22 protein-coding genes are annotated in these 26464 nt (G+C 49.1%); 9 read left to right on the top strand and 13 right to left on the bottom strand.

All coding sequences use genetic code 11. The annotated features are described in order from the left end of the window. The 4 genes from ACN0YR_RS14530 to ACN0YR_RS14515 form a co-directional block, all read right to left on the bottom strand. A complete protein-coding gene (locus ACN0YR_RS14530) occupies window positions 1–1317 on the bottom strand; it encodes a DUF1552 domain-containing protein (protein ID WP_417849963.1) in 1317 nt (438 codons plus the stop codon). A 2-nt stretch (window positions 1318–1319) separates the two neighbouring features. Further along, window positions 1320–3635 (bottom strand): DUF1592 domain-containing protein, encoded by a 2316-nt coding sequence (locus tag ACN0YR_RS14525; protein ID WP_417849962.1) that lies wholly within the window; start codon window positions 3633–3635, stop codon window positions 1320–1322. A 132-nt stretch (window positions 3636–3767) separates the two neighbouring features. Next, window positions 3768–4916, bottom strand: coding sequence for an alpha/beta hydrolase (locus ACN0YR_RS14520; RefSeq protein ID WP_417849961.1), 1149 nt, complete (start codon window positions 4914–4916; stop codon window positions 3768–3770). A gap of 665 nt (window positions 4917–5581) precedes the next feature. Then, the gene (locus ACN0YR_RS14515) at window positions 5582–7777 is read right to left on the bottom strand and encodes a hypothetical protein (RefSeq protein WP_417849960.1); all 2196 of its coding nucleotides are present in this window, start codon (window positions 7775–7777) and stop codon (window positions 5582–5584) included. 282 nt (window positions 7778–8059) lie between these two features. Between ACN0YR_RS14515 and ACN0YR_RS14510 the strand changes: the two genes are divergently transcribed. The 6 genes from ACN0YR_RS14510 to ACN0YR_RS14485 all read left to right on the top strand — a co-directional run bounded on the left by ACN0YR_RS14510 (window position 8060) and on the right by ACN0YR_RS14485 (window position 15525). Further along, the gene (locus tag ACN0YR_RS14510; RefSeq protein WP_417849959.1) at window positions 8060–9103 is read left to right on the top strand and encodes a DUF1559 domain-containing protein; all 1044 of its coding nucleotides are present in this window, start codon (window positions 8060–8062) and stop codon (window positions 9101–9103) included. A gap of 195 nt (window positions 9104–9298) precedes the next feature. Further along, the gene (locus ACN0YR_RS14505) at window positions 9299–9775 is read left to right on the top strand and encodes a hypothetical protein (protein WP_417849958.1); all 477 of its coding nucleotides are present in this window, start codon (window positions 9299–9301) and stop codon (window positions 9773–9775) included. A 279-nt stretch (window positions 9776–10054) separates the two neighbouring features. Next, entirely contained in the window at window positions 10055–10153 is a 99-nt protein-coding gene (locus ACN0YR_RS14500; RefSeq protein WP_417849957.1) for a 50S ribosomal protein bL37, read from the top strand. Between the two features lie 117 nt (window positions 10154–10270). After that, window positions 10271–11200 (top strand): squalene synthase HpnC, encoded by a 930-nt coding sequence (gene hpnC, locus ACN0YR_RS14495; protein ID WP_417849956.1) that lies wholly within the window; start codon window positions 10271–10273, stop codon window positions 11198–11200. 508 nt (window positions 11201–11708) lie between these two features. Then, entirely contained in the window at window positions 11709–14705 is a 2997-nt protein-coding gene (locus ACN0YR_RS14490) for a vitamin B12-dependent ribonucleotide reductase (protein WP_417850039.1), read from the top strand. 292 nt (window positions 14706–14997) lie between these two features. Then, the gene (locus tag ACN0YR_RS14485) at window positions 14998–15525 is read left to right on the top strand and encodes an REP-associated tyrosine transposase (RefSeq protein WP_417849955.1); all 528 of its coding nucleotides are present in this window, start codon (window positions 14998–15000) and stop codon (window positions 15523–15525) included. Between the two features lie 300 nt (window positions 15526–15825). Here the strand turns inward: ACN0YR_RS14485 and ACN0YR_RS14480 are convergent, their stop codons facing one another. Then, complete coding sequence (locus ACN0YR_RS14480) at window positions 15826–16512, bottom strand: hypothetical protein (RefSeq protein ID WP_417849954.1); 687 nt, start codon at window positions 16510–16512, stop codon at window positions 15826–15828. A 201-nt stretch (window positions 16513–16713) separates the two neighbouring features. Then, on the bottom strand, window positions 16714–17262 hold the full coding sequence (locus ACN0YR_RS14475; protein ID WP_417849953.1) for a hypothetical protein: 549 nt from the start codon (window positions 17260–17262) through the stop codon (window positions 16714–16716). 146 nt (window positions 17263–17408) lie between these two features. Between ACN0YR_RS14475 and ACN0YR_RS14470 the strand changes: the two genes are divergently transcribed. The 3 genes from ACN0YR_RS14470 to ACN0YR_RS14460 are packed head-to-tail and all read left to right on the top strand — an operon-like array spanning window position 17409 to window position 18996. Further along, complete coding sequence (locus tag ACN0YR_RS14470) at window positions 17409–17735, top strand: helix-turn-helix transcriptional regulator (RefSeq protein ID WP_417849952.1); 327 nt, start codon at window positions 17409–17411, stop codon at window positions 17733–17735. Then, window positions 17735–18073, top strand: a complete 339-nt coding sequence (locus ACN0YR_RS14465; RefSeq protein ID WP_417849951.1) for a HipA N-terminal domain-containing protein — start codon at window positions 17735–17737, stop codon at window positions 18071–18073. Before ACN0YR_RS14470 ends, ACN0YR_RS14465 begins: the two co-directional genes overlap by 1 nt. Continuing rightward, the gene (locus tag ACN0YR_RS14460) at window positions 18070–18996 is read left to right on the top strand and encodes a type II toxin-antitoxin system HipA family toxin (protein WP_417849950.1); all 927 of its coding nucleotides are present in this window, start codon (window positions 18070–18072) and stop codon (window positions 18994–18996) included. Before ACN0YR_RS14465 ends, ACN0YR_RS14460 begins: the two co-directional genes overlap by 4 nt. A 429-nt stretch (window positions 18997–19425) precedes the next feature. Here the strand turns inward: ACN0YR_RS14460 and ACN0YR_RS14455 are convergent, their stop codons facing one another. From ACN0YR_RS14455 to ACN0YR_RS14425, 7 genes are all read right to left on the bottom strand, one after another. Beyond that, on the bottom strand, window positions 19426–20514 hold the full coding sequence (locus ACN0YR_RS14455; protein ID WP_417849949.1) for a DUF1573 domain-containing protein: 1089 nt from the start codon (window positions 20512–20514) through the stop codon (window positions 19426–19428). Continuing rightward, window positions 20486–21385 (bottom strand): DUF1559 domain-containing protein, encoded by a 900-nt coding sequence (locus ACN0YR_RS14450; protein WP_417849948.1) that lies wholly within the window; start codon window positions 21383–21385, stop codon window positions 20486–20488. Before ACN0YR_RS14450 ends, ACN0YR_RS14455 begins: the two co-directional genes overlap by 29 nt. 574 nt (window positions 21386–21959) lie before the next feature. Then, window positions 21960–23060 (bottom strand): hypothetical protein, encoded by a 1101-nt coding sequence (locus tag ACN0YR_RS14445; RefSeq protein ID WP_417849947.1) that lies wholly within the window; start codon window positions 23058–23060, stop codon window positions 21960–21962. A 369-nt stretch (window positions 23061–23429) separates the two neighbouring features. Continuing rightward, window positions 23430–23606, bottom strand: a complete 177-nt coding sequence (locus ACN0YR_RS14440) for a hypothetical protein (RefSeq protein ID WP_417849946.1) — start codon at window positions 23604–23606, stop codon at window positions 23430–23432. A 192-nt stretch (window positions 23607–23798) separates the two neighbouring features. After that, window positions 23799–24809 (bottom strand): DUF1559 domain-containing protein, encoded by a 1011-nt coding sequence (locus ACN0YR_RS14435; RefSeq protein ID WP_417849945.1) that lies wholly within the window; start codon window positions 24807–24809, stop codon window positions 23799–23801. Window positions 24810–24925: 116 nt separating this feature from the next. Beyond that, window positions 24926–25357, bottom strand: a complete 432-nt coding sequence (locus tag ACN0YR_RS14430) for a hypothetical protein (protein WP_417849944.1) — start codon at window positions 25355–25357, stop codon at window positions 24926–24928. Window positions 25358–26243: 886 nt separating this feature from the next. Then, window positions 26244–26464: hypothetical protein (locus ACN0YR_RS14425; protein WP_417849943.1), on the bottom strand; the 221-nt coding region annotated here is incomplete at its 5' end.

Raw genomic sequence — 26464 nt, 5'->3', positions numbered from 1 at the left:
TTAAGCGAGATCGTCCAGCGGACCACCTTTGCACAAGCTTGGGTTCCCGAAAGTTTCGATGTTGTGTCCGACACTATGGGCGAGTGCCATGTGGAGACGGTTGTGAGGGGTGTTGTTGTACTTGAGTGAGCGACCGGTTTTGAAATTGCTGCCGCCTCCAAGAAGCACCCATGGAATATTATCCAGAGTGTGCGAGTTCCCCTTCCCGAGTTCGTTGGTCCACACGATTTGTGTGTTGTCGAGTAACGAACCTTCTCCGCCCGGTTCTGGAGTCTCTGCCAATCGAGTGACCAGATAGGCGAGTTGCTCAGCAAACCAGACATTGATCTTTGTGAGTTTCTCTTGAGCCTCAGCGTTGGCATCGGGTTCGTGAGAGAGCGTGTGGTGCCCTTCTTCAATTCCGAGCCATTTCATTTTGGCGTTGCCGACAGACTTGGTGTACTGCAATGTCGCGACGCGGGCCATATCGTTGGCGAACGAATTGACGAGCAAGTCCGTTTGCATCTTGCTGATTTCCGGCATGTGATCGTTGGCAATCGGGACACCGACTTCGAACTCAGGGGGATCATGTGCCAGTTTTTGTTCGGCAGCCGCTTTCATATCCCGTTCCATATCGCGAACAAGATCGGCATGATCATCGATCAGGTGACGATCTTCGTTACTTACCAGCGAGCGGACCTTGTTGAGGTCAGTCGAGAGGTCGTCGAGGATACTTTGAACGGCAGCTTGATCACGGACATTTCCGTACATTCTATTGAACATCTGATAAGGATCTTCAATCGGGGCGACCGGTTTGTTTGGACCGTCGTAAGACATGCGAGTCCATGGGTCGGCACGTTCTGTGACGCACACTCCGAATTCGAGTGAGCCGAAGCGAGTACGTGTTGCCTCATGCTGTTGGAAGAAGTTTGTGATTTCCTGATCGATTGAAATTCCACTTGCCCAACCGGCCGGGGTATGTGAACCACCCTGAATGTTTCCGGGGAAGAGTTCTTTTCCTGTCAGAACGCAACTCATTCCGCGCATGTGGGAGTCACCATCACCACGCACTTTATTCGAGACCCCTTTAAGAACCAGCATCTGGTCTTTCCAGGGTTCGAGCGGTTTGAGAATCCGTTTGAAGTCGAAATCCTTCCCGAGTTTCTCAGGCCAAAATTCGTTGAGAACTGTCCCGTTCGGGCTGAACATGAACAGCACTCGCTGCTTCCGCTGAGCTGAATTGGCAAACGCAAGACTGGGGAGATTAAGGATAAAAGGCAAAGCGGCGGCGGAGATCCCGGTTTGCTTCAAAAATTCTCTTCGTGAGTGGTTTAACATGGCTACTTCTTTCCTTTCGTCTCTGAAGCCCCGTGAAGGACTGTCTGGACATTCATCTCTATGAGAAGTTTCTGGATATTATAGTCGGATTTCACGAATCCGACGCGGAGTTCTTCAAGAGTTTCATCACCGTAGGCTCGTGCAGCCTGTTTGACTTGGTGGTGAAACAGATGTTCAATGAATCCACGCTGTGCCTGTTCATCGCTGACTGCGTATTCCGCGACATCACGCGGCCCGGTCAAAGTGATCGTTCTATCGCTGGAGACGACGAGGTCACTTTTCGCATTGATTGGTTTTTTATTGTCTACTGTTCGGTATCGACCAACGGCATCGTAGTTCTCCAAGCTGAAGCCAAGCGGATTGATCGTGCTATGGCAGGTCATGCAAGCTTTAGATTTCGTGAGTTCAGCGACCTTCTCCCGCATTGTCAGTGAAGGGTCGAATGTGCTGTCTTTGAATTCCGTCGCAATTGGCGGCGGCTTGAGCGATCGATTCAAAATCTTCCGCGTCATAAAGACTCCGCGATGGATCGGAGAGGTCGTTTGATGGTAGGACAACGCTGAAAGTAAAAATGGATGAGTCACCACTCCCGAACGTTGCTGAGGATCAAATGAGACCTTTTCGAACTCTTCTCCACTTTGGATTTCAGCATCGTAGAATTTCGCCAATCGCGGGTTCATAAACATTTCGTTCGAGAGCAGCAGCTCACGGTAATCCGATGCCTCACTCCACACGACATCGTCAATGAACAAATCGAGGGAAGTTTTCAAGTCGGAAAGCAGCTTCGCATCGAATTCAGGGAACGCTTCGGAATCCTTCGTCAGGTCCGTTGCTTCGTGATACGGAAGCAAGTCGTGAAAGAACCCTCGCATCTTGTAACGGGCGCGATCATCCTTCAGCATTCGTGCAGCGTGCTGGCGAACTGAATTTTCATTCAACAATTCGCCTCGGCTGGCTGCTTGCAACAAGGCTTGATCTGGAAGTGAATCCCAGAGGTTGAACGAAAGTCGGCTGGCGACATTGTATGAGTCGACCTGTTTCGTGCTCAGTTCCGGGTAAAGAAAATGGGGTGATTGCAGTGCCAGAATCACAACCCTTTTCACAGCTTCTTCCAAGTCCTCTACTTTGGCGAACTGGCTTTCGACAAAGAGTTCTTTTTGCTCATCGGTCAGAGGCCGGCGGAATGCGTACTCGACAAAACGGTAAGCGAAGTTTTTGATTTTCTCGGCTCGCTTCTCGTCTTCTCGTTTTGCTCCAGACAAGCGATCGATTCGCGACACAACTCCGTTCGCCACTTCAATCGCCGCTTGAGTCGTCGCAGATCTCCAAGCTGCTGAGATCGAAGAGCCTCGTTCGTAGCCCAGGCTTGCATCGTCAGGTGGGAACGGTGTTGAGATGACAAAACTTTCGGGAACAGATTTTTTCGTCAGGAACCGAGAGGAAATCACATCGTCGAATCCTCCCGGAGGAGTCCAACGCAGTTCCACAGATGCAGTCTTATCTTTGAATTTGAAGTACTCCAATCGAATCGGGTAAGAACGTCCACCGAGAAGGTGAATCTTTTGCCGATGCTCGCTGACCTCTCCCCCCGAAGCAACCCAGCCATCGATCAGTGCGATGCTATTATTGTTGACCCACAGTCGAAAACCGTTTTCTGTTTTCACACAGAATTCATATTCGCCTGTTTCAGGTGCAGTAATAGCCCCGACCCAGCGCATCGAGAATTCCTCTTTCTCGATCCCTTCACCGGGACTTTCCTCTTTGAAGTCAAACGAGACTACCGGATCGACACGTTCGATTTTGCGTTTATCCCGCTGCATTCTCCGCGAGTCAAAATATTCAGCGGAGAGCCCATGCGTTTGATCGGTGGTTCCACGCCCCAAGAAGTTGGACATCAAATCTGTAATGGAGTTGGAGAACTGGTCATTCGTCAGGCGGACCAGATCAACTCTTGGAGGCTGATTCTTAGCACGTCCTTCGGCTGTGTAGAAGGTGCCGTATAAATACTCTGCAACAGCTTTGGCATCCTCGTCGACAACAATTTCAGGATCTTCGATCGGCATCGTGTCCTGAATAATTTCAGTCAACTCGATGAGAGACTTATCACCATAGAGTGCTTCATCGTATTTGTCTGTGACACCCTGCCCCGATGTCCCATGACAACTCGCGCAATGTTTTACGTAAAGCGTCAGCCCATGACGAAGATTCTCTGGAACTGGAGATTCAGGAACTACAGAAGAATGTTCATCTTCCGCCGCAAGAAAAGTACACGCGGACAATACGATGAGCGCAGCGAAAAGAGTTCGAATTGGCATCATTAAGGAATTCATTGGACTTCAATCGGTGTCGGGGGACGACAATAGGCAGGCAATTGAGTGAAATGAAGTATACGCTGTTTGATCGCACTCTTGTAGTCTATTCTTGTCTAGAAGAGAACGAATCAACACCCTTCAATACGAAACCAGATAGGGCACAATTGTAGCTAAGATTTGTGCATCGTCGTAGTAATCGGGCCAGTAGTGAGCGCCGCCGAGACGATTGGTGACATCAATCTGGCGGACCTTCGCAGCGTTGTAGCCCAGCGTAGCGGTGTCACGGGAAGTGATCCCTGCTCTTGCAATAGATCTGCGAGCGAATGGTCGATGGAAAGGGTAGAACGCCAGCGGCAAGTCATTCTGGTTAATCAGATTCAGAAGACATTCCGCCCGATTGAGTGCAAGCCCGTATCGTTGCCCGGGGTTTAACCAGTTGTGATCGATTGCCCCCGCCGCAAGAACGATTCGCATGCGACGCTGTGTTCCGATGGCTCCAGTGAAAGTGTGCCCCTGAACTGTTCCTCCCGCAGCGAGTTGCATCGCTGAAAGAGTGACACGAGTTCCGTGACTATGACCAACGACGGTTACAGGACACGATTCCGGAACGCAGGAAATGAGCGTTGCCAAGTGAAACCCGTTGAACTCTGCACGCTTCCCACGGACAGAAACATCCAACTGTGGAACATAGGTGTATGGACCATCACTGGGCCAACTGAAAAAGATCATTTGAAGCGGAGCGTCACCAGAGGCACGACGGATTCGCTGAAACGCCTGGCACGCTTGACGGGCGTTGCTTTCCCAGGTCACAAAACTTCCGTGAGAAAAGACACAAACAGGAACACCGGGTGTGAGTTGTGACTTCAGAAGATCCACATTCGAAGCCTGTGAGACTCCGCTCGTTTCAACACGATGGACATCTAAATGCCAGGGGCCACTGTTCTTGCTATGAATCGTTTGAACCGCCCTTCGCGAACTCACTAACCAATACTGCTGATGCTCGTAACCTGCGACGTCGCCATCATGGAGATCTGTAGTCGAAACAAGTTCCGGTTCAATTTCCGATTCCAGCCCAGAGGACAACGCCGCCGGAGGCACGAACTCTAAAGAATCGTCTTCAACCTCGAGGAGCGATTGTTCAGATTCTATAGTTGGTGAGAATTCTACAGAAGAATTCGAGAGTGTCGGCTCGCTTGCTTGCGCAAAAATGGGGCTGGCAACAGTCGCGAAAAAGAGGACGCGAATGCAGAAGTAGAAATAAGGGATGGAACGATTCAGGAATACCATATCCGCAATCACGGTGAGTCAGTTCAACATGCGAGTTTCTTCAACGAATTAATATCGTGTCCATCCAAGCTGACTTAACACGTAGTCGACATTCAACAAATACGCCAAAGAGCGCATCGTCTTGCTGTTGCGACGTATCATTCTAAGTCTGACAAGACACGATTGTGTGACATTCTTTTGGCAAGGTATCTCTGTTTAAGGCCCATCCTGTTTGCCTCAAACTTTCGACAATGCCGTTTGTCAGTAGTTCACATTCGTCCGTGAGAAATCTGGAACTGTCTTTGGCTCCAAATAGAAATTTGCCCACCCTTGGCGTCTTCGTGATGTTCTGATCGTCTTTGTACTACCGGTTGCAAAAGATTGAGTCATGAATTCCTTGCAACTCAGCGAATGTGATGTCCCTGAAAACACTCGACAAGGATCTGCGGAATCTGCCGCTTGCTCTGTCTGGATTGCCTCCGTCGCCCTTTTGCCCAGTCATTACTGATTCAACCCAAACACTTTCACAAACGCAAACCAGCAGATCTTGCAGAGTCCCTGCTCCGGAAACCTTTGCGTGGAATCACTTTCCGCTTGTTGAGGAGTCAAATCGGGACTGGAATCAGTCCCGAAGGCAATTCCATCCCTGAGCGATCTCCTCCAACCTCATTTACTCCTCAGGCCGTTTATTCCGGTTGTACTAAACTGCCCTCTCGTTTCAAAAAATCAAGCCAGCGTCCAATAGCAGCCCGTCGTTCTGGAACAGGAGCCTGTGCGTGATAACCGTAGTTCCGCCCGGAAAGCTGGGTCACCTGAAAGTGCGCAAGCTCTCGAATGGCGAGATCCTCGTTCCCAAGTTGTTCCACGAGTTGCAGAGAGATTTCCGAAGACTGACCATCTTCAGGACTAAAACCCCAAAGCAAATCGATAACAACGTCAATGATACCCGGGAGCATTTGTCGCTCCATCTCATCTCTCAATAATACCACGTTTTCGGCATCCATGAGTAACCATTGTCGTAAACCGATAATGGCTGCAATACGTGTCTCCTTATGATCCGAACTGAGAGCAGGAACGACTTCGAGCAAATCATCGGTTAAGACCAATGTTTGCGTGGCGAATTCCGAAATCATCGCACGACGGTCCGAGACAACAGGCCCAATACTCATCAGCACATTGTCCTGAAACTCTTTTTGGTAGGCAATTGCTGACTGCCTCTTCGCGGGAGTCTGCTTCTGTTCATCAGAACGAGTCCAGGCAGGAATCACAGATGGAGCACTCAAGTTGAATGGTTCATTCACTTGTGGAAGTGCTAGCCAGCCATGCTGAGGAACCAGATCGACCGAGCCTTTCTCGTTCCACCAGACTTTCAGATTTCCTTGCACAACGGCCACTCCGCCAGAAACAGCTTTTTTCAACTTGTAATTAAAATGCTCACCAGGCACCCCTGTCGGTTGCGGTAAGATCACCTCGATCGCAAAAACTGTTTCCGGTTTTTCAAAGTGCAACTTCCAGGATCGATCCTGAACTGTGACTTCCACAACCGTCGGGTGCAGCGAAGTCGGTGGTCGACTAATCAGGACTCTTCCACGATTGACGGCAAACCGAAGATCGACACTCTCAGTCCTCTTCAAACGTTGAATCCGAGTCCCCTCCATGAGCTGAATTGTCAGATCATCCCCCAAGACCAACTCTCCACGGAACGGAGCGGGGGCAGCGAAGTCATCACCGGGAGCGACTGCTCCCGTTTGCATCGTGAACCATTCCAATGCGTCCTTCCGGCGAATGATGTTAATCCGCTCAGGTGGGACTAATGATAATTTCGGTTCATCGAGGACTTCAGCCTCGGGCGCCTTTGGATTCTCACCTGAAGGAGTCGCCGGCACCGCAGCTTCATTCGTCACTGCCGGCGGGTTCGGAACCGGAGGGGCCCCCGGTGTTGTAGCTTTCGCAATCTCAGTCTTGGGAGGTGCTTCGACGACTGGGTTAGGACTCACGAGATCCGGGTTCTCGGGTTTCATCTCTACGGAGCTTGCAAGATTTGGTTTTTGCAAATTCGATGTTGTCGCCTCTGACTCCGGTGGTGGTGGAGGATTGACAGAAACGCCACCCGCTGCGACCCGGACCCCATCTCCCTGCGGACTCGCCGGAACAACGGCTTGACCTTGATTTGCGACAATATTTGCTGGTTTCGGTGCGGAGACCGCTGGAATTCCTGCGTCAGCTTCTTTCTCGACTTCATCGGGACCAGGTGAATCCTGCTGGACAAGTTGATCTTTCGGTTCAGTGGTTGTCCAAATCGACTTATCCGAGACAACCAACGCAACCCACGCCCCCGCCATCAACACGACAATCAACACTGTCCAAATTCGGTTCGTGTTTTGCCCACGCGTTAGATACTCGGGGAGCCCTTCCTTAAAGCCTCCAGGTTGTGAGACGCCCATTCCAGTTGTCATCTGTGGGGCAACCGAAACCGTTTCCTCACTGGGCGTTTTTTTCGTCGCTCCGAGTTCATACATCCGTTCGCGAAGTTCATCGGACACATCAATCGGCTGCCCCATGACCATCGTCAAAATTTTATGACAGGCAGCGACCTCTGCCAGATGGACTTCCGAACGACGGCAGAGTTGTTCGAACTCAACAACCTGATTCGCTGGCAGCACGTTCTCCAGATACTCTGAGACGATATTGGGGTCCGGACCAGATCCGGGACCTGCAAGCTCAGGTGCTCCATTCCGCCGACGCCGTATCGCTTCACGAATTTGCGACACGAGTGCGGAGGCCTCTTTACTGTCATTGATTTTTTGACCGATTTCCCGAGCTTCCGCTGGCTCAAGCACATCGTCCAGATACGCCAGTACGGTTCTTAACGTCAAACGCATTTTCATCTCCCTTGATTATCGCCCTACTCTAATAGTGGGAGATGGGAGAAGATTTCGTACAAAGAACTCAAAAATTTCTGGGACGCTGCCCATTTTATGTAATTCGTACGAGTCCTCAGAGTGGAAAAACGCCCACCAAATAAATTCAAAAAAAACACATAAACAACGACTTTCGTCTGTAAATCCGGCTCGTTCTTTCGTAGTATCAAACTCCACATTCTAATAATTGGGACATTCGATTCCCAAAGTAGTTCTCTATTTCATTTCTACTCGGAGGTACTCATGCAGGCGAAATTTTCTGCCCGTCGTCGAGGTTTCACGCTCATTGAGCTACTCGTGGTCATTGCAATTATTGCAATTCTCGTCGCATTACTTTTACCTGCGGTGCAACAAGCCCGCGAAGCAGCACGCAGGACTCAGTGCAAAAACAACATGAAGCAAATGGGAATCGCACTGCACAATTACCATGACACTCATGGTGTTTTCCCAGCGGCTCTCTTCTCATCTGGAAGATACAATAGCTCAGGGTACTTTTCGGGAAACACGACCATCAAAAATACTACGGGATGGCAAATGCTACTTCCGTACATCGATCAAGCTCCAGTTTACAATCAGTATAACTTTGATCTGCGAGGAGTCAGTGCGAATGCATACGGACTATCAGAAGCGGATATCAGTACAAAAAACACTGAATTGATCGAGACAGCAATCCCAATGCTAGAGTGCCCTTCTCACCCGGAAGCGGGAGCAAATGGGCTAAATTACACACACTCATTCTATGGCCGGACTGCAGATATGCGTCGGACCAGTTACCTGTTCGCGACTGGAGTGTTCACCGACTACAACGCGCCTTGGGGTGCCTACAAACGTGATTATCGACAAGGTGCGTTTGGAAACGATGGTGCAGCCAGCATGCGAGATCTTCGAGATGGATCAAGTAACGTTATCCTCGTCGGAGAAGCTTGGGGTGGTGGAAACTACAAGACGTCCTACCACTATGGTCCTTGGGGCCTTGCCGGAATTCACACAAGTGTCCATGGCCGCGTTGTATCAGCAGGTGTGAGCTCGACAACCAGTTGTACAAGTCCAGATCTTGACATCTGCTACACAACTGGAAGCTATCCAGCCAAGTACAAACTCAACGCCGACTATAACCAGAATGGCACTAACTTGCAGTACGCCTGGGGCTTTGGCTCAGGTCACACCGGAGGAGGTCACTTCCTCTTCGGAGACGGCTCTACGACGTTCCTGAGCGAAAACATGGACTACAAAACATTCGTTCAACTGAACTACATCCACGATGGCCAAGTCGCCGTTTTAGAGTAATCCTTCTTAATCATTCGCCCTGCTCCCTCTCTGTTTTCCGTTGGATTACGGAGAGGGATTTTTTTAGAACTGATCCTGAAAGCTTGAACTCGCGCGATCAAACGTTGAGAAAAGCGACTAATCCAGAGGTTTCCGGATGGTTCTAGTAAAGTTCACATATTATTCCGTCTCAACACATTACATTAGTGGCAAAAAATGAAACCCCAGCATATGAAGTGGTCGATCCCACTTACTTTACTGTCAGTCTCGATATTTTTTGTTGGTTGCGGTGGTGGAAGCAATGGCCCTCCTCGCGCCTCTGTTTCTGGAAAAGTGACTATCGACGGCGAACCGGTTGAAGGTGTCGAGGTCAACTTCCTCAACCCTGAATTTCCAAACTATGGCTCGTTTGCCAAAACGGACGCGGAAGGGAATTACAAATTAGTTCAAGGAGCTGTCCCCGGCGTGAATACCATATTCTTTTCAAAAGTTGAGGGAGGAGATATGGCCCTCAACCCAGACGAAGGAATGGACGCTGGACAACTCGAAGCGATGTCAGTTGGCAACGACGGAGGACAGTCGTCTGTCGAGCTGCCGAAACAAATCATCCCCGAAGAGTACACAGACCCATCCTCGAAACTGACGTTCCCTGTCCCAGATGGAGGAACCTCGGATGCCAACTTCGATTTATAAGAGAGAAGAGCCTGCTTAAACTTTCCATGGCTTCGACAGCTGCCGTTTTGACGCTTGGGAGACCATGAAAACCAAGGCTGACTATCAATTCTCTCACGAAATCATCCTTTTCAAGACGATGTTCAACTCCTATAATACAACGAGTTCATTGACTCAGCTCGCCAATTCGGCGTTGAAAATTATTTGAAGACCTCTCCGAAATCTCAAATTTCGGGTATTTCCCCACTATTTGAGACACAAACGCAATTTTCGGATCAATTTCAAGAGTATCGAAGTCCCATGGCCAAAACACAACGAAGACTGAAAAAAGCAAACCACGGCAAACGTCCTGCAAGTGCTCAGGCTCGCCGCGCAAAGCGTAAGATGATCAAGACTTAGATCCCTCTAAGTCAGGCAGAGGAGAGCACTCAACTTCTGCCCGAGAGTTTAAAACAACACAAGGACGCCTTCAGGCGTCCTTGTTCTATTTGATCAGCCGCTTGATTGGATTCTTCTGTGTCCACGATTATTGCTGAGCTGGAGAAATGGGGCCCAGGATCAAACCCGAAACCGCTCGACCAGAATTCTGCTAAGAAATATACGTGGAATCTCGCAACGTCTCACTACGAGAACTTCCCCGTCATCTCTTGGGCCGTCCCCAAACCTCTCCGACAACATTTCGCAAACGTCTACGCCTTTTGTCGTTGGGCGGACGACCTGGGTGACGAGATCCCTTCAGCGTCCGACTCGCTCAGGCTACTCGAATGGTGGCAGGCAGAGCTGGAGAATTGCTATCGAGGCGAATGCGTTCACCCTGTGTTTACTGCTCTGCGCACAACGATCGAGCAGTTTTCGATTCCAATTACCCCATTCGCAAACCTGATTTCAGCATTTATCCAAGACCAAACGGTCACAACTTATGCGACATTCGCTCAGCTAGAAGATTACTGTCAGCGAAGTGCGAATCCGGTGGGCCGAATCGTTCTACACCTGGCAAATCGCAACAACACCGAAAACGAGGCTTATTCGGATTCCATTTGCACCGGCTTGCAACTCGCAAACTTCTGGCAAGATGTTTGCCGGGACAAAGCAATCGGTCGCGTCTACCTGCCATCAGAAGACCGGCAACGGTTCAGATACTCCGAGGAAGACCTGATGGCCGAGCAAGCGAACGACGCGTTTCGTGAGTTGATGTCTTTTGAAGTGGACCGAACACGAAAATATCTTCTTGATGGAAAGCCTTTGGTCGCTGCGATGCCTGGAAGGCTCAAGGTAGACATTGACTTAATGATCCGCGGGGGACTGCTGGTCTTAAACGGCATCGAAAAGATCAATTACAACGTCTGGAAAGAACGTCCAGTCGTCCGGAAGTCGCAACTCTTCACGGCTGGGCTTCTGAGCCTCTTCAATCTTGCTTTGCCCCGACCAGCCAAACCGCTCGCATAAATATCAACCGAGCTGTAAAAAACACAACCAGATGTGCCTAACCCGCACAAAGCATCCAGATAGTGTGGTTCCCCACAAGACCAGACCCTTTCGCAAACTTCAGAAATTCTAAAAGTCGTTACCTCAAGCTACCATTGGCTTTTCGTCAACGCTACCGGCATTATTCGCTTCTTCATCTATCAATCCAATTGACATTTTGAACGCAGAATTTATATTCTGACGCATCCTGTGTTCACAATATCTAGCGTCCACTTCTAACACTTGCACAATAAGTTGTGCAAAGTTGCGGATTTCTCTCAGATTAATCACAGCTCAGCTTTTTCCTTCCCGATAGAATAGATATCTACGGACGTACAGTGCACAAACATTCAGTTCACTAAATGCTGCGCAGTTGAGGATGGACAAACGAATCGTGAAGACCGCGGGCGGAAAAACACAGTGTGTGGATTCCAACTTTAAGCGATGAAACCTGGAGAGGTGCATGATGCACAATACGGATGGAACAACTATGCCACAAAATACTTCGCAAACTCAAAACGACAATTTCTCCTCGGTGGGCACTCAAGCATCTGGCTTGCGAGTAGACCCTTACTTCTGCCCAGCGGGAGTGGACCCATTTGACACTGTGGATTGGGTCCCACGAACTGCTCAAATTAAAGATGAAAGCGGCGGAGTTCTCTTCGAACAAACCGACTGCATGGTCCCCTCTTCATGGTCCGCCCTTGCGACCAATGTTGTCGTCTCAAAATACTTCTTCGGTGAACCAGACACCCCCGAACGCGAAACCAGCGTTCGACAGGTCATTTACCGGGTTGCGCGCACCATCACCGACTGGGGCATACAGGATGGTTACTTTGCATCACATGAAGATGGAGAAAACTTCTACCGCGAACTTGCTTGGCTCTGCACACACCAACATGGCTCATTCAACAGCCCTGTATGGTTCAACGTAGGGCTATTTCACCAATATGGCGTGAAAGGGTCCCAGGGAAATTATCGGTTTGATACTCAAGCTAGAGTGGTTGCTCGACCTGAAACGCCTTACGAGTACCCTCAAGCATCTGCCTGCTTCATTCAGTCTGTGGATGACTCCATGGACGGCATCATGCGGTTGGCGACATCGGAAGCGATGCTCTTTAAGTTTGGCTCCGGAACAGGAACCGACCTCTCAACAATCCGCAGCTCACGCGAAAAACTTTCCGGAGGCGGAACTCCTTCCGGACCGCTCTCCTTTATGCGGGTTTACGATCAAATCGCAGCTGTCGTGAAATCGGGCGGAAAAACACGTCGCGCTGCAAAAATGCAGTCCATCAAAGATTGGCACCCGGATGTCATGGACTTCATTCAGTGCAAAACCAAGGAAGAAAAGAAAGCTCACACGCTGATCGCCAGTGGTGAGTACGACTCGAACTTCAATGGCGAAGCTTACTCGTCGATCATGTTCCAGAACGCGAATCTCTCTGTCCGCCTGAGTGACGAGTTCATGGAAGCCGTCGAAAACGATGACGACTGGACCACTCGCTGGGTCACAGATCCAACACAAGCAGGACCGACTTACAAAGCTCGTGAAATCCTCCACGAAATGGCGAAGGGAACCTGGCAGTGTGGCGATCCGGGCGTCCAGTTCGACACCACCATCAACAAATGGCACACGTGCAAAAACACCGGGCCGATCAACGCATCGAACCCATGCTCCGAGTACATGTTCCTCGACGACACCGCTTGCAACCTCTCCAGCATCAATCTCAAAAAGATGATGCGACCAGACGGCAGCTTCGATGTCGAACGTTTCCGCCGGGCCTGTTCGATCTTCATCACAGCCCAAGAAATTCTCGTCGACCACGCCAGCTACCCAACGCCGGCAATCGCTGAGAACTCGCACATGTTCCGTCCGCTCGGCCTCGGATTTGCCAACCTTGGCAGTATGCTGATGTCGATGGGAATTCCCTACGACAGCGACGCCGGTCGTGGCATTGCTGGAGCTTTGACAGCCCTGCTCAACGGAGAAGGTTACCGCACCTCCGCCGAGATCGCTGGGAACATCGGACCGTTTGCTGGCTATCGTGAAAACGAACAGCCAATGCTCGACGTCATGCAAATGCACCGCGATGCAGTTGAAGAAATCACCCCAGCCTGCCCGAGCTACCTCCGTGATGCAGCTCGCCAAACCTGGAACGAGTGTCTGCAACTCGGTCGCCGCCATGGTTACCGCAACGCTCAGGCGACCGTCCTCGCACCAACCGGAACCATCGCCTTCATGATGGATTGCGATACCACCGGCATCGAGCCTGACATCGCCCTCATTAAGTACAAGCAACTCGCTGGCGGCGGAATGATGAAAATCGTCAACCAGACGGTTCCATATTCGCTGCAAGTTCTTGGTTATGATGAACCGGAAATCAAAGGCATTCTCGAATACCTCGAAGAACACGAAACCATCGAAGGTGCTCCCGGCCTCAAGGACGAACACCTTCCGGTTTACGACTGTGCCTTCAAGCCAGCGAACGGCAAACGTTCAATTCACTGGAAAGGTCACGTCGGCATGATGGCCGCCGCGCAGCCATTCCTCTCCGGTGCAATTTCCAAAACCGTCAATATGCCAGCAGACTCGACTGTCGAAGACATCGAACTCGCCTACATCGAAGGTTGGAAGTCCGGCCTCAAAGCTCTGGCGATCTATCGTGATGGCTCGAAACAGTCGCAACCATTGGCGACGAAGAAAGAAGGCGACCGCAAAGCGGGAACCGGTGCCAGTGAAGCCCCCAAACGTCGTCGACTTCCCGACACCCGACATTCACTCACCCACAAGTTCAACGTTGGCGGACACGAAGGCTACATCACAGTCGGCCTGTTCGAAGATGGAAAACCGGGCGAGCTGTTCATTGTGATGGCCAAAGAAGGTTCCACAATCGGCGGACTCATGGATGTCATCGGAACCGAGACCTCACTCGCCTTGCAGTTCGGCGTCCCACTCGAAGCGATGGTCAACAAGTTCAGCCACGCACGCTTTGAACCTTCCGGATGGACGACAAATCCCGACATCCCGGTGGCGAAGAGCGTAGTCGATTACATCTTCCGCTGGCTCGGCATCACCTTCCTCGAAGGTTACCGCGAAGCGAACACGCCGAATCGTATCGAAGATTCGAAGGACGAGAGTGGTGCGGGAAACCCGCCTAAGCCCTCGCTTCAAGATGAAGCAGAGGGCGAAGCACAGGAGACCGCTTCAACCGCTATCAACCGTATCCTGGATAAAACCAAAACCAATGTTTCCCCCAACGGAAGTAACGGTCACGGTTCCAACGGAAACGGGCACAACACAAACGGTTCACCGAGCCTCCAGATGGAAGTCTCAGGACTCAACGCTGAACGCTCAACAAACCGCGACGAACAGTTCGCCCACTTCCAAAGTGACGCCCCCGCCTGCGACGCCTGCGGCTCAATCACCGTAAGAAACGGCAACTGCTACTTGTGCCACAACTGTGGTCAATCAATGGGATGTTCATAGTCTCATATTGAACACTTCGTATCTTCAATAGTCCATTTAGCCCCGGGTCATTGACCCGGGGCTAATTTACGCGCTAATATCAAAGAATAAAAAATAATCTCTATTCGAGTCTGAATCGAATGAATCAGCAAACGGGCCAAACGCTTGCCATTATGTTCACCATGACCACATACGGAACAGAGCTGCGCCGAGATAAACAGATTGTGTGGCACGCCCAGACTGCAGCGAAGCGAAAGGATGGGCGTGGCGAGCACGAAGCAGAGACTCTATCACTGACAAGGTCTCGAAGATAATGAGAGTTCACGACTCAAATAACGACAAGACGTATTTTTGCAAGCAGCGTCGCCGATACGATCAGGATCGAACTCCACGATCACTCACGTTTTCATGTTATCGGCGTTATCAATTCCTCTCGAAAGATCGTTCACGACAATGGTTTGTCGACGCTCTCGAAGCAGGGCGACAACGTTTTCCGGTTGACCTTTGGGCTTGGGTACTGATGCCCGATCACGTTCACTTACTGGTCTCTCCACGTGAACCAGGAAAAATCATTGGCAAGTTCCAGGGGTTTGTGAAAGAACGATTCGCAAGACAAGCTGTTCGCTGGTTAGAAGAAAATGCACCCGAGTGGATCCCCAGGATCAGCGTGGTCGAAGGAAAGCGTTCACGTCGTCGTATCTGGCAACCTGGAGGCGGCTATGATCGAAATGTCGATCAAGTCAAGACTCTGCTTTCGATCATTGATTACATCCATGAGAACCCGGTACGAAAACAGCTTGCTGAGACAGCAGTTGATTGGGAATGGTCGAGTGCACGCTGATACGCAGGAGAAGAAAACGTCCCGCTGCAAATGGATAGAACATTACCAATGGTGGAAGAATGAGAGTCAACACGAAATTCGCCACGCCCATCCGCCTCCTGTTTGTGAAAGGGTGAGGCAGCAGAATGAAACAGTAAATCAAACAAATACGAACTCAACTCCAAGTTCGTCACTCTCTTTAATTCGTTTAGTTTGAAGTTCACTGCTGGATATGCCATTCGCCACGCAAATAACTTTGAACAGCCTCACAAAGTTGTGGCACTCAATGGTTATCAATCAGTCAATGAGCCATTCCGCTCATCAGTCTATTTGTGCCCTTGCAATAGAGAAGTAATCAAGATCTAAGTATGGAGCGATGACAGCAAATGCATCCTCTCGGAACACGAAACTACTGTCCCAAATAACCGGATGGTCTTGTAGTAGTCGTTTCGAAACCAACACTCTCTCGCGTTCTTCACAGCGAAATGATCCAAAATTTGCAGTGACTCGACGAATATCTGGAAGTTTTTTACGTATCCCATAAATTGTCGGACACTCAAGTACGTAGTAGTCTTCGATTTTCTTATGGAAGTCAGGCACATCTGGTCGTGTAAACAACTCAAAGTCTGGCTCTGGTCCTGGTGGGTAAGTTACGCTTTGGAACCACGTATCATCTCCGATTGGAGGCATGTCAATATCAACTAGCTTCTCAAAAACCACAGGGGTAAACACCTTGGCTCCAAGCTTCTTCAGTTGCTCCTTGATCGTTTCGGAAAGTATTAAAGTAGTGGAAAGCTGCATGAATAAAGACGGCACAAATTTTCCGCTCCGTACCATGCGAACGTCGCCTGATACGTTGACGACCACACTTCCATCATCTTCCATCACTGTCGACGACTCGATCGTGTTTGCTGCTGTTGCCCCCGCAAATACACTGACGTGCAGTGGAGTCGTCCGATACTGACAATGCCAAGTTGAGTTCTCACGCTTAACGAAAAAAACATTCATATCATCGGTCCTTCTTTCCACTTATCAAACTATTCGATAATTGTACTCAAATCTAAAACCAAATCCCGCCCACTATCGCTTACTTATCAATTCCTCTGGGCGGGGTGGCCTTGTTTAGAACGGATGGCGTGCCACGGTCTCTGCGAGCCGTGCGAGAGTAGATGCAACATTCTACGATACGAAAACGTCCAGCAAGAGCGATCACTCCGCACCGCACGGTTGGCACAACCGTGGCACGAAAGATTCATCATTACCAGGACCACCCTGCCCCGAGAGTAGAAACACTCGTCTCTCATCGTATTCGGCAATATTGCTGGTCGTCCGTGGTTGCCGCTGAAAAGCCCAATCGATTTTCTCTTGCTGAAGGTGCGATTCCCAGCGAGGCTTTGGAGACTGCTCTGCGTTGACAAAAACATTTTCTGGAGCGTTCTCAACAAGTCCGTGCAGATGGAGTGCTGTGTGATGAGTCAGATACGACTCTGGCTTTACTGACAACACCAACTCGTAGATCGAAACACCTTCTTTGCAGTACCTCACTTCGGGACGGCTTGGAAAAGCGAGTCGCACCTTCACAAGACCAGCACATTTCACCACCTCTTCGAACGATGTGGAAGCTGGTAACCCCCATTCACCTTTCATCTTCCCAACCAGCTTTTGAAGCTCTCTTGTCTTGAAAACACTTGAATCGGCTGTTCGGAAATATGAGCAAACTGCCTCTCGGCTGGCGTCACTGACGGTGTTTTGAGGCACGTTTATCGTCCTTCAGGCAACAGAAGGGTATTCCCGATCGGGAATACCTGAAAGAACATAAATTGTCCCGCTCGGGAATAAAGTGGCGTGGCAACGATTTACATCTTCCCGATCGGGACAATACCATTCTTGACGTTTAACAATCGATGGCATATGATCGCTGCATCTTCCCGATCGGTAATTTTCCCGTTCGGGAACCACCACCAGATTCATTCCCGATCGGGAACACGTTGAATATGACGAACACAATCAAGGAAAGTCCCCAAGCAATTGGGGAATTCGTTCGAACACGGCGTCAAGCCAACAATCTGACTCAACAGGAGTTAGGAGAGTTGGCTGGTGTAGGAACTCGGTTCATATCGGAACTGGAGCGAGGAAAGACCACATTGCGAATGGATGCCGTCAACCGGGTCTTACGAGTCTTTGGACAGATGTTATCGCACATTGAAGCTCCAAGAGATGAAGGTGACTGATGAAGAACAGAAGCGGACAAGTTCTACTTTCAGGGCAGCCAGTCGGCGTCCTCGAAGAGATCGAAGACAAAACTCGTTTCAGATACTTGCCGGAATGGTTGGCCCGAAAGGATGCTGTACCTGTTTCCCTGACCCTGCCGCTTCGCCCTGAGCCATACGACAGTCCTGGGCTTCATCCATTTTTCGAGAACCTCCTTCCAGAAGGATGGTTGTTGGATGTGTCCTCCAAAAAACTCAAGATTTCAAAGGATGACCCCTTCGGCTTGCTTCTTGCAACCTGCGGTGACTGCGTGGGAGCAGTGGAAATCGAACCACTTGAACCTGAGGCGATCCCGTGACAACGAATTGCTTCATCTGCCTTGAAGATGTCACTGGCAAGGAGATGTACCATCCAGAGTGCCTTGAAGCACTCTTTGGAACAAAGACCTTTCCGGTGTTCGATGTCGAACTATCAAAACTCTACAGCCTTGCTGCCACCAAAATGGCAGGAAAGATGTCGATCTCGGGGGCACAAGAGAAAGTTTCATTGACCCTATCATCCGATAGGACTGCTCTTGAGGTTGCATCAATTGGAAGTCGCTACATTCTCAAACCAGAAACATCAAGATTCTCGTCAGTGCCACAAAACGAACAGCTAACCATGTTAATGGCACGACTCGTTGGTATCGAGGTGCCACCTTTCGGTCTTGTACGATTCAAGGACGATGCGAACGCCTACATCATCAAACGTTTTGATCGACTGGAGGACGGCTCTAAGTTGCAAGTCGAAGACTTCTGTCAACTGGCAGAGAAACGACTCAAAGACAAATACGATGGGTCGGCAGAACTGTGCGTAAAAATTGTTCGCAAGTTCGCTTCCGAACCCTTGATCGAAGTCCAGAAGCTCTATCGATTGATCCTGTTTTCTTGGTGGATGCAAAATGGAGACATGCACCTAAAAAACTTTTCGCTCCTCACCACATCGGAGGGAATACGCCGTTTATCACCGGCCTATGATCTCGTTTGTACCAAACTCGTTATTCCTGATGATACTCTCGCCATGCCGATCGGTGGACGAGACAAGAACTTCACGAAACAGAACTGGCTTGAATTTGCTGAATACTGTGAAATTCCAGAGAGGGCGGCAAAAAGAGTGATTTCTGATCAAATCAATGCTCTCGAACCATCGTTGAAACTCATCTCCGCATCATTCCTTCCAAACGATATGAAGGAACAATACGAAAGCATCGTACGAGAAAACACGACTGTACTGACTGGATAGGTGATTCAGTAATCGTAGGTTGGGTGAAGCGAATAAGAGTTTGCTTTGGTTGCTGGAAACCGTTGGAATTGTTTCTGGCAACTCTGTTTCAATTGGAGATTCGCGTAACCCAACAAAGGCGGGGTGTGGCCTTGTTTAGAACGGATGGCGTGCCACGGTCTCTGCGAGCCGTGCGAGAGTAGATGCAACATTCTACGATACGATAACGTCCAGCAAGAGCGATCACTCCGCACCGCACGGTTGGCACAACCGTGGCACGAAAGATTCATCATTACCAGGACCACCCTGCCCATTCATGATCTTCGACTCGAGTTGTTCACATACCCAGCATATCGGTAATTCGGCATTTCCGAACGGAAGAAAACTCTATTCGCCCCGCACAGCGGACCTTACTTGGCTAAGAAAGTGCACTACAAAATGTGTGATAGCTTAATTGGTTGCTACAAAGTAAACTGGAATTTCCAAACTCTTAGAGTCAGCGAAGTCAACCTGAATCTTCGATTCCATCATCTTCCCTTCCATCCCCTCGGGGGGCTGGATAGAAACTTCTATGAGGCACTTTTCCGGTGCCGACTCTACATTCTTTACGGTTACCCCATTCCCGGCCTTTACTTCATCAATCTCGGAGAGGAGCAAATCCGTATTTGGCTCAATATGAATAATCTGTTTTTTCAGTTTTGTACTGCCATCAATCAAAGGAACAAGCACACTCTCTGGAAAAACATTGAAATTTGAATGAAAAGTAACTTGCACAGGCAATGTTGGATTCTCTTTTGAGAACTTCGAGTCCGTTAGAAATTCTACAAAGTTTGCCTTTGTCTCTTTTGGTTGATCGGGGCCAGTGACAACCATTTGAAATGTGTACTTTCGCCTTACGATATCAGGTGTGGCAGGGACTTCTTGTTCGACCACATCAGTAAGCTCAATAAACATGGCTGAGTCATCAGAATCTGCCCCAAGGATAAACTTACTCTCATTGAGTTTCTCATAAACTTCAATGACCAGTTCCTTCTCAGAAGCAGACTGGGCCTCGTGAGTTTCAATATGGATTGGCTTTGGATACCAAGTAATTCCCGGATACGGAGATTCAATTCCAACCAAAGAAAGGGAAACCTCGATTGGTTTCGACGCAGGGTGTGTATAGACCACAACCTTGCTCTTCTTAGTTCCTGCCCGTGGAATGTTGACGGACAATTCCAAGTGACCAACTTCACCTGGTTGGATTGGCTGAGACTCTGTTTTCCCGATAACAGTGCACCCACACGAAGCACTCGCACGATGGATTCTTATCTCTTTTCGTCCTGAATTAACGAGAGGAATTCTAATAGTTTGGACTCGCCCTTTCTTACTTGTTATCCTGTACTCCTTTTGAGGTGGTTCAAGTGAGTAAGAACGTCTATCAAGTCGAAAGTAGTTGACGACGAGAGCAGCCAATACAGATGTCAGCCCTAAGAAAGATAGCACCCTCGGTAGGAGTCTCTTCTTACTTTCAAAAGTCATTGGTGACTTCACCTCCATGGTTCGTTCCAAGTGCCCGCCAGACTTCCAGGGCAATTGAGTCACTAATAAATCGGCTTGATCCGTCTCCAAAGACGACATTGACACCTCCAGCGTGATAGCTTCTGGCAGTCATTGCGCCTTGAGCCATCGTGTGATGATTCCAGTTGTCAAAACAATCTGGTAGTTTGGAATTTGGTGTCATCACATGGTTGTAAGCAGTATGCGTATACCCTTGAGGGAGCCAAGACCAACCCAAATATGAAGCGTGCTCCGAGACATCTTTCACCAGCGTACAGTTGGCAATTGCGTCTGCTGGTCGATGACTGTATCCACCAGATTTCGCGACATCACGCGAAGGTGTGAATACGCTTGAATCACCATCGCCAACCAATCTCTCGCTAAAGAAAACAGTATTGGAGAGTCCATCAAGGATTTTTCCAGGTTGGTTTGCACTGCGTAAACCGCCCCACAGCCCTTGCTCTTCCAATTTGCCCGGAAGAGGCTTTCCCCAAGACCAGGTTGCATGGATTCCAGTAGTTGTCCCGTAGTTCGTTCTGAAACTTGTCCCCCCTGAAGGGACATCATCAGACGGACATACAAACGCCAGGACATTGGTTTTGATAACTTCCGAGTTCACTTTTGAAGTCGGAGGCTCCCCCATGCTTGGCATACTCTCAGGGATAATTGAATCATGGAGTGGCTGCTGATCCAGGTAAGGTAGTAACTGAGCTAATACAGAATCGTTTCTCGTTGGCCCTTGATAGCCGGGATCTGATGCCAAAAAAACAGGATATTTTCTACGAGATGCGTAAAAGGATTCAGTCGCGATTCCGATTTGACGAAGCCGCGACATACACTGAAGCTTTCGAGAGCTATCTCGAACATTCATCACTCCTGGTATGGCAACGGACAGAATCAGAGTGAGTACCCCAAGAACAACCAAAACCTCAACAATAGTAAATGCAGCCCTGGTTGTTCTTCGAGAATTATATTTCATTAGAATGGCCCCCAACCACCATCACAATCTGGGTCGTCGCCGTTACCAGAAGCGTTTGCACTGATGAAAATAACAAGGCCTGGATTTTCATCTGAACACCCAGTTGTGAGCGTAATTGGGCTCGTATTAGATTGGCAATTAGCAAGCGACGTGTATTCAAAGGCATCATCGCCAGTGCAGTCCTCTTCAACCTCTTCGCACTGAAAACCATTGACAGTTGTTGGGTTTTGACAATATGAGGATCGTTGTGTACTAGGCTCCGAACACTTGTATGATTTCCCACTTGGTTGTTCATGGTAGTTGTCACAGGCGTTTAGGTCTGCTTCATTTTTTTCAGTCATACAATCAAACATTTCCCCCGATGCTGTTTCCATTGATAGCATGAAAACAGCCTAAACGACCGCAATAAACGCATGTTGCCCATAATTGCTTAGCCAGCTAACTCTTCCTTTCTCAAAGTGAAATGCTAGCCACGTTTCAACGACATCAGTGAAGCGACGACGAGCATGATAAACCCACCTGTCATAAGAACTATCAGCATCATATTCTTTTTCTTTGGAGTGGCGTCGAACGTCGATTGACTCGACTCCGCAATTTTATTTTTCTGCCTTTGGGCCTCCAAAGCAGCTTCGCGTCTTTCCGATGCTTTCCCATTATGTTTGGGCTTGTTTCGCTCACCGCTAGCAATGACCTGTTCAATGTCCTCCATAAAAATAGTACGAAAACCGGAAGGAATCTTGGGCCGAAACAGGTCTGAATTCAGCTGGGTATTGACCTCCACATTTTGTGTTCGAATTGTCTGAATAAGTTCATGCGAAGTTGCTTTTAGTTTCGCAAGACCAGGGAACGATATCTGCAAACTTCCAACTGGAACTCGGATGAATTCTTCAACGGTGTAAACCATGTTTCCATGACCGCCGTAATCGATCTGCTGGGGCAGGTAACCATGTTTTGGATTGAACCAGATTTTCAGCGGGACATCATCTGCTTCCTTGACTCCGGGGTAATCTAAATGGACTTCCCAACAAGTATCCCCTTCGATTTTGGTTTTTCCTGCAAGCTTCAATGGCTGGAAACGAAGTAAGTCATTTAGACTCAAGTTTCTCTTTTGCAAGTCGCCCGAATTGAAGTACACTCCCATGCACGTAAGCGGTGTGAATTGATTATGTAATCCATCCGTCCCATCAATCTGCTTGTAAGTTCTAACTTCCTTGAATTTGTGATCAATTTTGTAGAGATATTCTCCATCACCAGAAAACCAACGGGGCCCTGAATGAGAGCCAGGTCCGACTGATCCCTCAACACTGCTCTTATGGTGTTTGTCACCTTCAACCGCAAGCACAAATGGGAACTCACCCCCATAGTTGAAAGTGTTATCTTTGCTGAACGACTCAGTTCGGATCGAATACTCACACTTCACGTTTCGAATCGATGTAATTGTATGAGCGTAACCTGCACGAATAATCGTAAGAGTCTCAGCATCATCTGAGATTGCCTTCTGTGGAGTCAGAAGAGTTGCGAAGAGAGACAGTGAAATACTGACTTTGGCAAAAAGAAGTTTTGACACTTGAACTGGCCCTCATCTACAAATGATCCGAACCTCACTGTGTACAGTTTGTTTATAATAAACGACACCGCAGTTCGACAAGTAAAATCCCTACAAGATCAAGACCCGCCTGTAGATATCGGTCAGAAATGCTTGCGCTGAAAGGGTGTGTTGAAGCCATCAAAGAAGCTGAATAAAAAATGAACAGAAACGGCCCGGTCTCAATGAGAGACCAGGCCGTTTTTTCATTTATAGAAGCAACTGACAAACCAAGCATGCTCGACTGTCAGAGTGCGAGACTGAAAGCTGAACATTGTCCGCCGAGCTACTTGGCCTCGGTTCATTTCTGAGCCATCTTTATTTGAGCATACAGAAGGACGAGTTCATCTATCATTGTGCTTCGAGTTCTCGCTGGGCTCGTTCTTCGTTTTCAACCTGACGAGCATCTTCAGCGATTTGAGCCTCTGGTGTTGTCTCTGATGAGGTTGAGCTTCCTGAACATCCTGCAAAGAGCGCCAAAGCAAAGGTGAATGTCAGGGTGAGTCTTGTAATTGATTTGTTCTTCATGAATCGAGATAACATAAAAGGAGTTAGGAAAGAGACTTACCGTACCTCTTCGCAGGCGACGAAGTGATGCGGTAAGCAATCAAAGTCTTATGAGAGTATTTTCAATGCCTCGCTTGCCCGTGATGAAACGTTTCATCAGTGAGATCCTTCACAGCTATGAGGCAGAACCTGTACACCAATTCGAAACTTGCTCTAGAAGTCGCTCACTACTTCTCCGTCATTCCGGACACAAATACGTCGGAACACTTCGGCGTCCAGATTGAACGACATCGTGCGTACTGAGCCGTCACCGAGAACCCCTTGGAAGACACCAGGGTGAATTGAACCAAATCGAGAACTCCAGTGAGTTGGCGGCTCGGACGGGTGGTCATAATCCGACATTGGATGAGTCGCGGGACCTCCGACTCGAACTTGATCCTGATCCCAACCAGAGTTGACCCATGGTTCATTATCCCCACCGGAACCACCGAAGTTGAGCGGATTTGTCTGCTTCTCCGCAACAAGCAGCGTGTTGGAAGTTCCGTCTAGCAAGTCGGCCATACGGACAGGTCTAGCTGTATAACAACCACGTCGATTCATCGCTCCGTTATACGCAGTCAGTCCATCACCAGCATTTCCCGCGTAGTCAGCTTTGGCGCTGGAGCCATACACACCCGGTGCTCTCCGACTAGGACAGTTGAAGGTTGCGACACCTGTTCGATAGATCACATTGTCGTCAGGCTCGTTGAAAAGATTTGACTGTTCAATCTGTGGCAGGATCTGATACATCCAGTTCCAATGTGCTCGACTATTCGCGTTACAGCAGTCGTTGCACGAGTTTCCAGCAAAGGTCCCTGGAGTTGTCCCTCTGGCGTCATTTCCTCCATCAGGGAACATTTTGTAAACATCGTGATAGTTGTGGAAGGCAAGTCCGATCTGTTTGAGATTGTTCTTACATTGAATTCTGCGGGCGGCCTCTCTGGCTTGTTGAACGGCAGGCAAAAGCAACGCAACTAATATCGCTATGATCGCAATAACCACTAACAGTTCGATCAGTGTGAAACCATTTTTCCGTTGCTTTAGAGCATCTTTCGAATTGGTTTGCAGGATCTGCCTCGTGGCGAACAGCATTTTTACTAGAGAAATGCGTTCTTCACGGGCACACGGTAGAGCAAACTGCTCTAGGCGAGGAGATGTTGGTGAACCGGGGTGATGAACAGGCATCGTTTCCTCAATGATACTGGAAGGAGATTCAAGCGGAACAACGCTGCTGCGTTGCGTGATGCGACGGATTCTAATCACCCCGATTAAGGAACTATTAAGAGCATGTGAAAACAGCGTTATAAAGAAGAGTTCAGACTTTGGAGAAAGTACGGGCCTCCAAACGCTCCGTCTTCATGAGTATGAATCAGCGTCCACTCGTACGATTCGGGGAAGACTGCAAATTCAAGTTCGTTGTAAGCGGAAAGGTCGATGGGGCGACCTTCATATCGGTTCGCAGTGCAAGGTCTGCTGTTTTCCGAAATCGGAAAGGCAGAAATTCTTGCTGATAGAAAGAGTAGAATCAAATTTTCATCTGTCGTCTTCAACCAATGCTCGACAGCATTTCGCCCATGAATTTCAGACAGATTCTTGGATTGAGCAGCGAACGATGATGTCCACTGCTTCGTGATCGCAAACGATTCTTTCTGTGAAAGTTCCGTCAACGTCACGCCATCGTCAGCAAGAAACTGACGGAAATCGTCAAGCAATTTGATGATGAATCTCCCCATAAATCGCTGCCAAAAGACAGCTTTCAGTGAAGTCGCGCCTGTAACTATCGTTCAGCCCCGTTTGGGCAAGCTTCACGTCCCATTGAAAAAACACTCGATTCGCAATTCACATCTTGCGTTTCTTATTGAAATTTGGCCGCTCATTCTGCCCCGCACACAGCACCGTAGCGGACCGTGATGTTCCCATTCTACAAAACTTCTGTTTCATTCATCATAGTCGCCTCGCGTTGTTCACAATCCTAGCACATCGATCGCCCGGTATTTTCGAACGGAAGCAAATTCAAGTTGATCCGCCGAACGGGACTCTGTTTGGCCGGTGTCTACAGACGGGGACCGGGTCAGTGAGATTGGGTGCTCGAAGGCTTTAAGATACGCTGGACGCTTACTGCCCATTTGTTGCTTTCAAAAAATGAGTTCGAAATAAAAATCGAGTACAGAATTGATTTCAAAGCATGGGAACCGGTTATACTTCTGGCTGAGAAATCGACTGGGAATTCTCATGGCAGCATTTGAGGGCATCTTCAATACTTGTTGTGCCGGCGGGGTGGCCTGACCGACTTGTTCGGTTGGATTGGGTGGCACACTCAGACTGTAGCGAAGCGAAAGGATGGGCGTGGCGAGTACGAAGTAGAGACTCAATCATCGACAAGGTCTCGAATAAAATGAGAGTTCACGACTCAAATAACCACAAGACGTACTTTCGCAAGCAGCGTCGCCGAGACGATCAGCGGGGTACCATCACGGCTTTCCCGGATTGTTTGAATTTGTCCCCATACCAGAGGCGCAGGGGGGAGAAAATTTGAACAGCGATTTGGTGGGTTACGTCCTCGTCGCACCTTGTTCAAAAGATATGATTTCTTTCATAATCAAGTTGCGAACCCCACCATTAACATCGATCGACGAACTTCCACCAACCTACTAACTGAGACAGCAGTTGGTTGAAAATGGGCGAGTGCTCGCTGGTATGCAGGAGAAGAAGACGTACCGCTGCAAATGGATAGAACATTACCAATGGTGGAAGAATGAGAGTCAACACGAAATTCGCCACGCCCATCCTTGCGCTCCGCTCCAGTCTGAGCGTGCCACACAACGCCGTGGCCGGAATTG

This window comes from Thalassoglobus sp. (genome assembly GCF_048270125.1).
Classification (GTDB): domain Bacteria; phylum Planctomycetota; class Planctomycetia; order Planctomycetales; family Planctomycetaceae; genus Thalassoglobus.
Note: the sequence above shows the minus strand (reverse complement) of the source record. Positions and strands in the feature narration are given on the sequence as shown.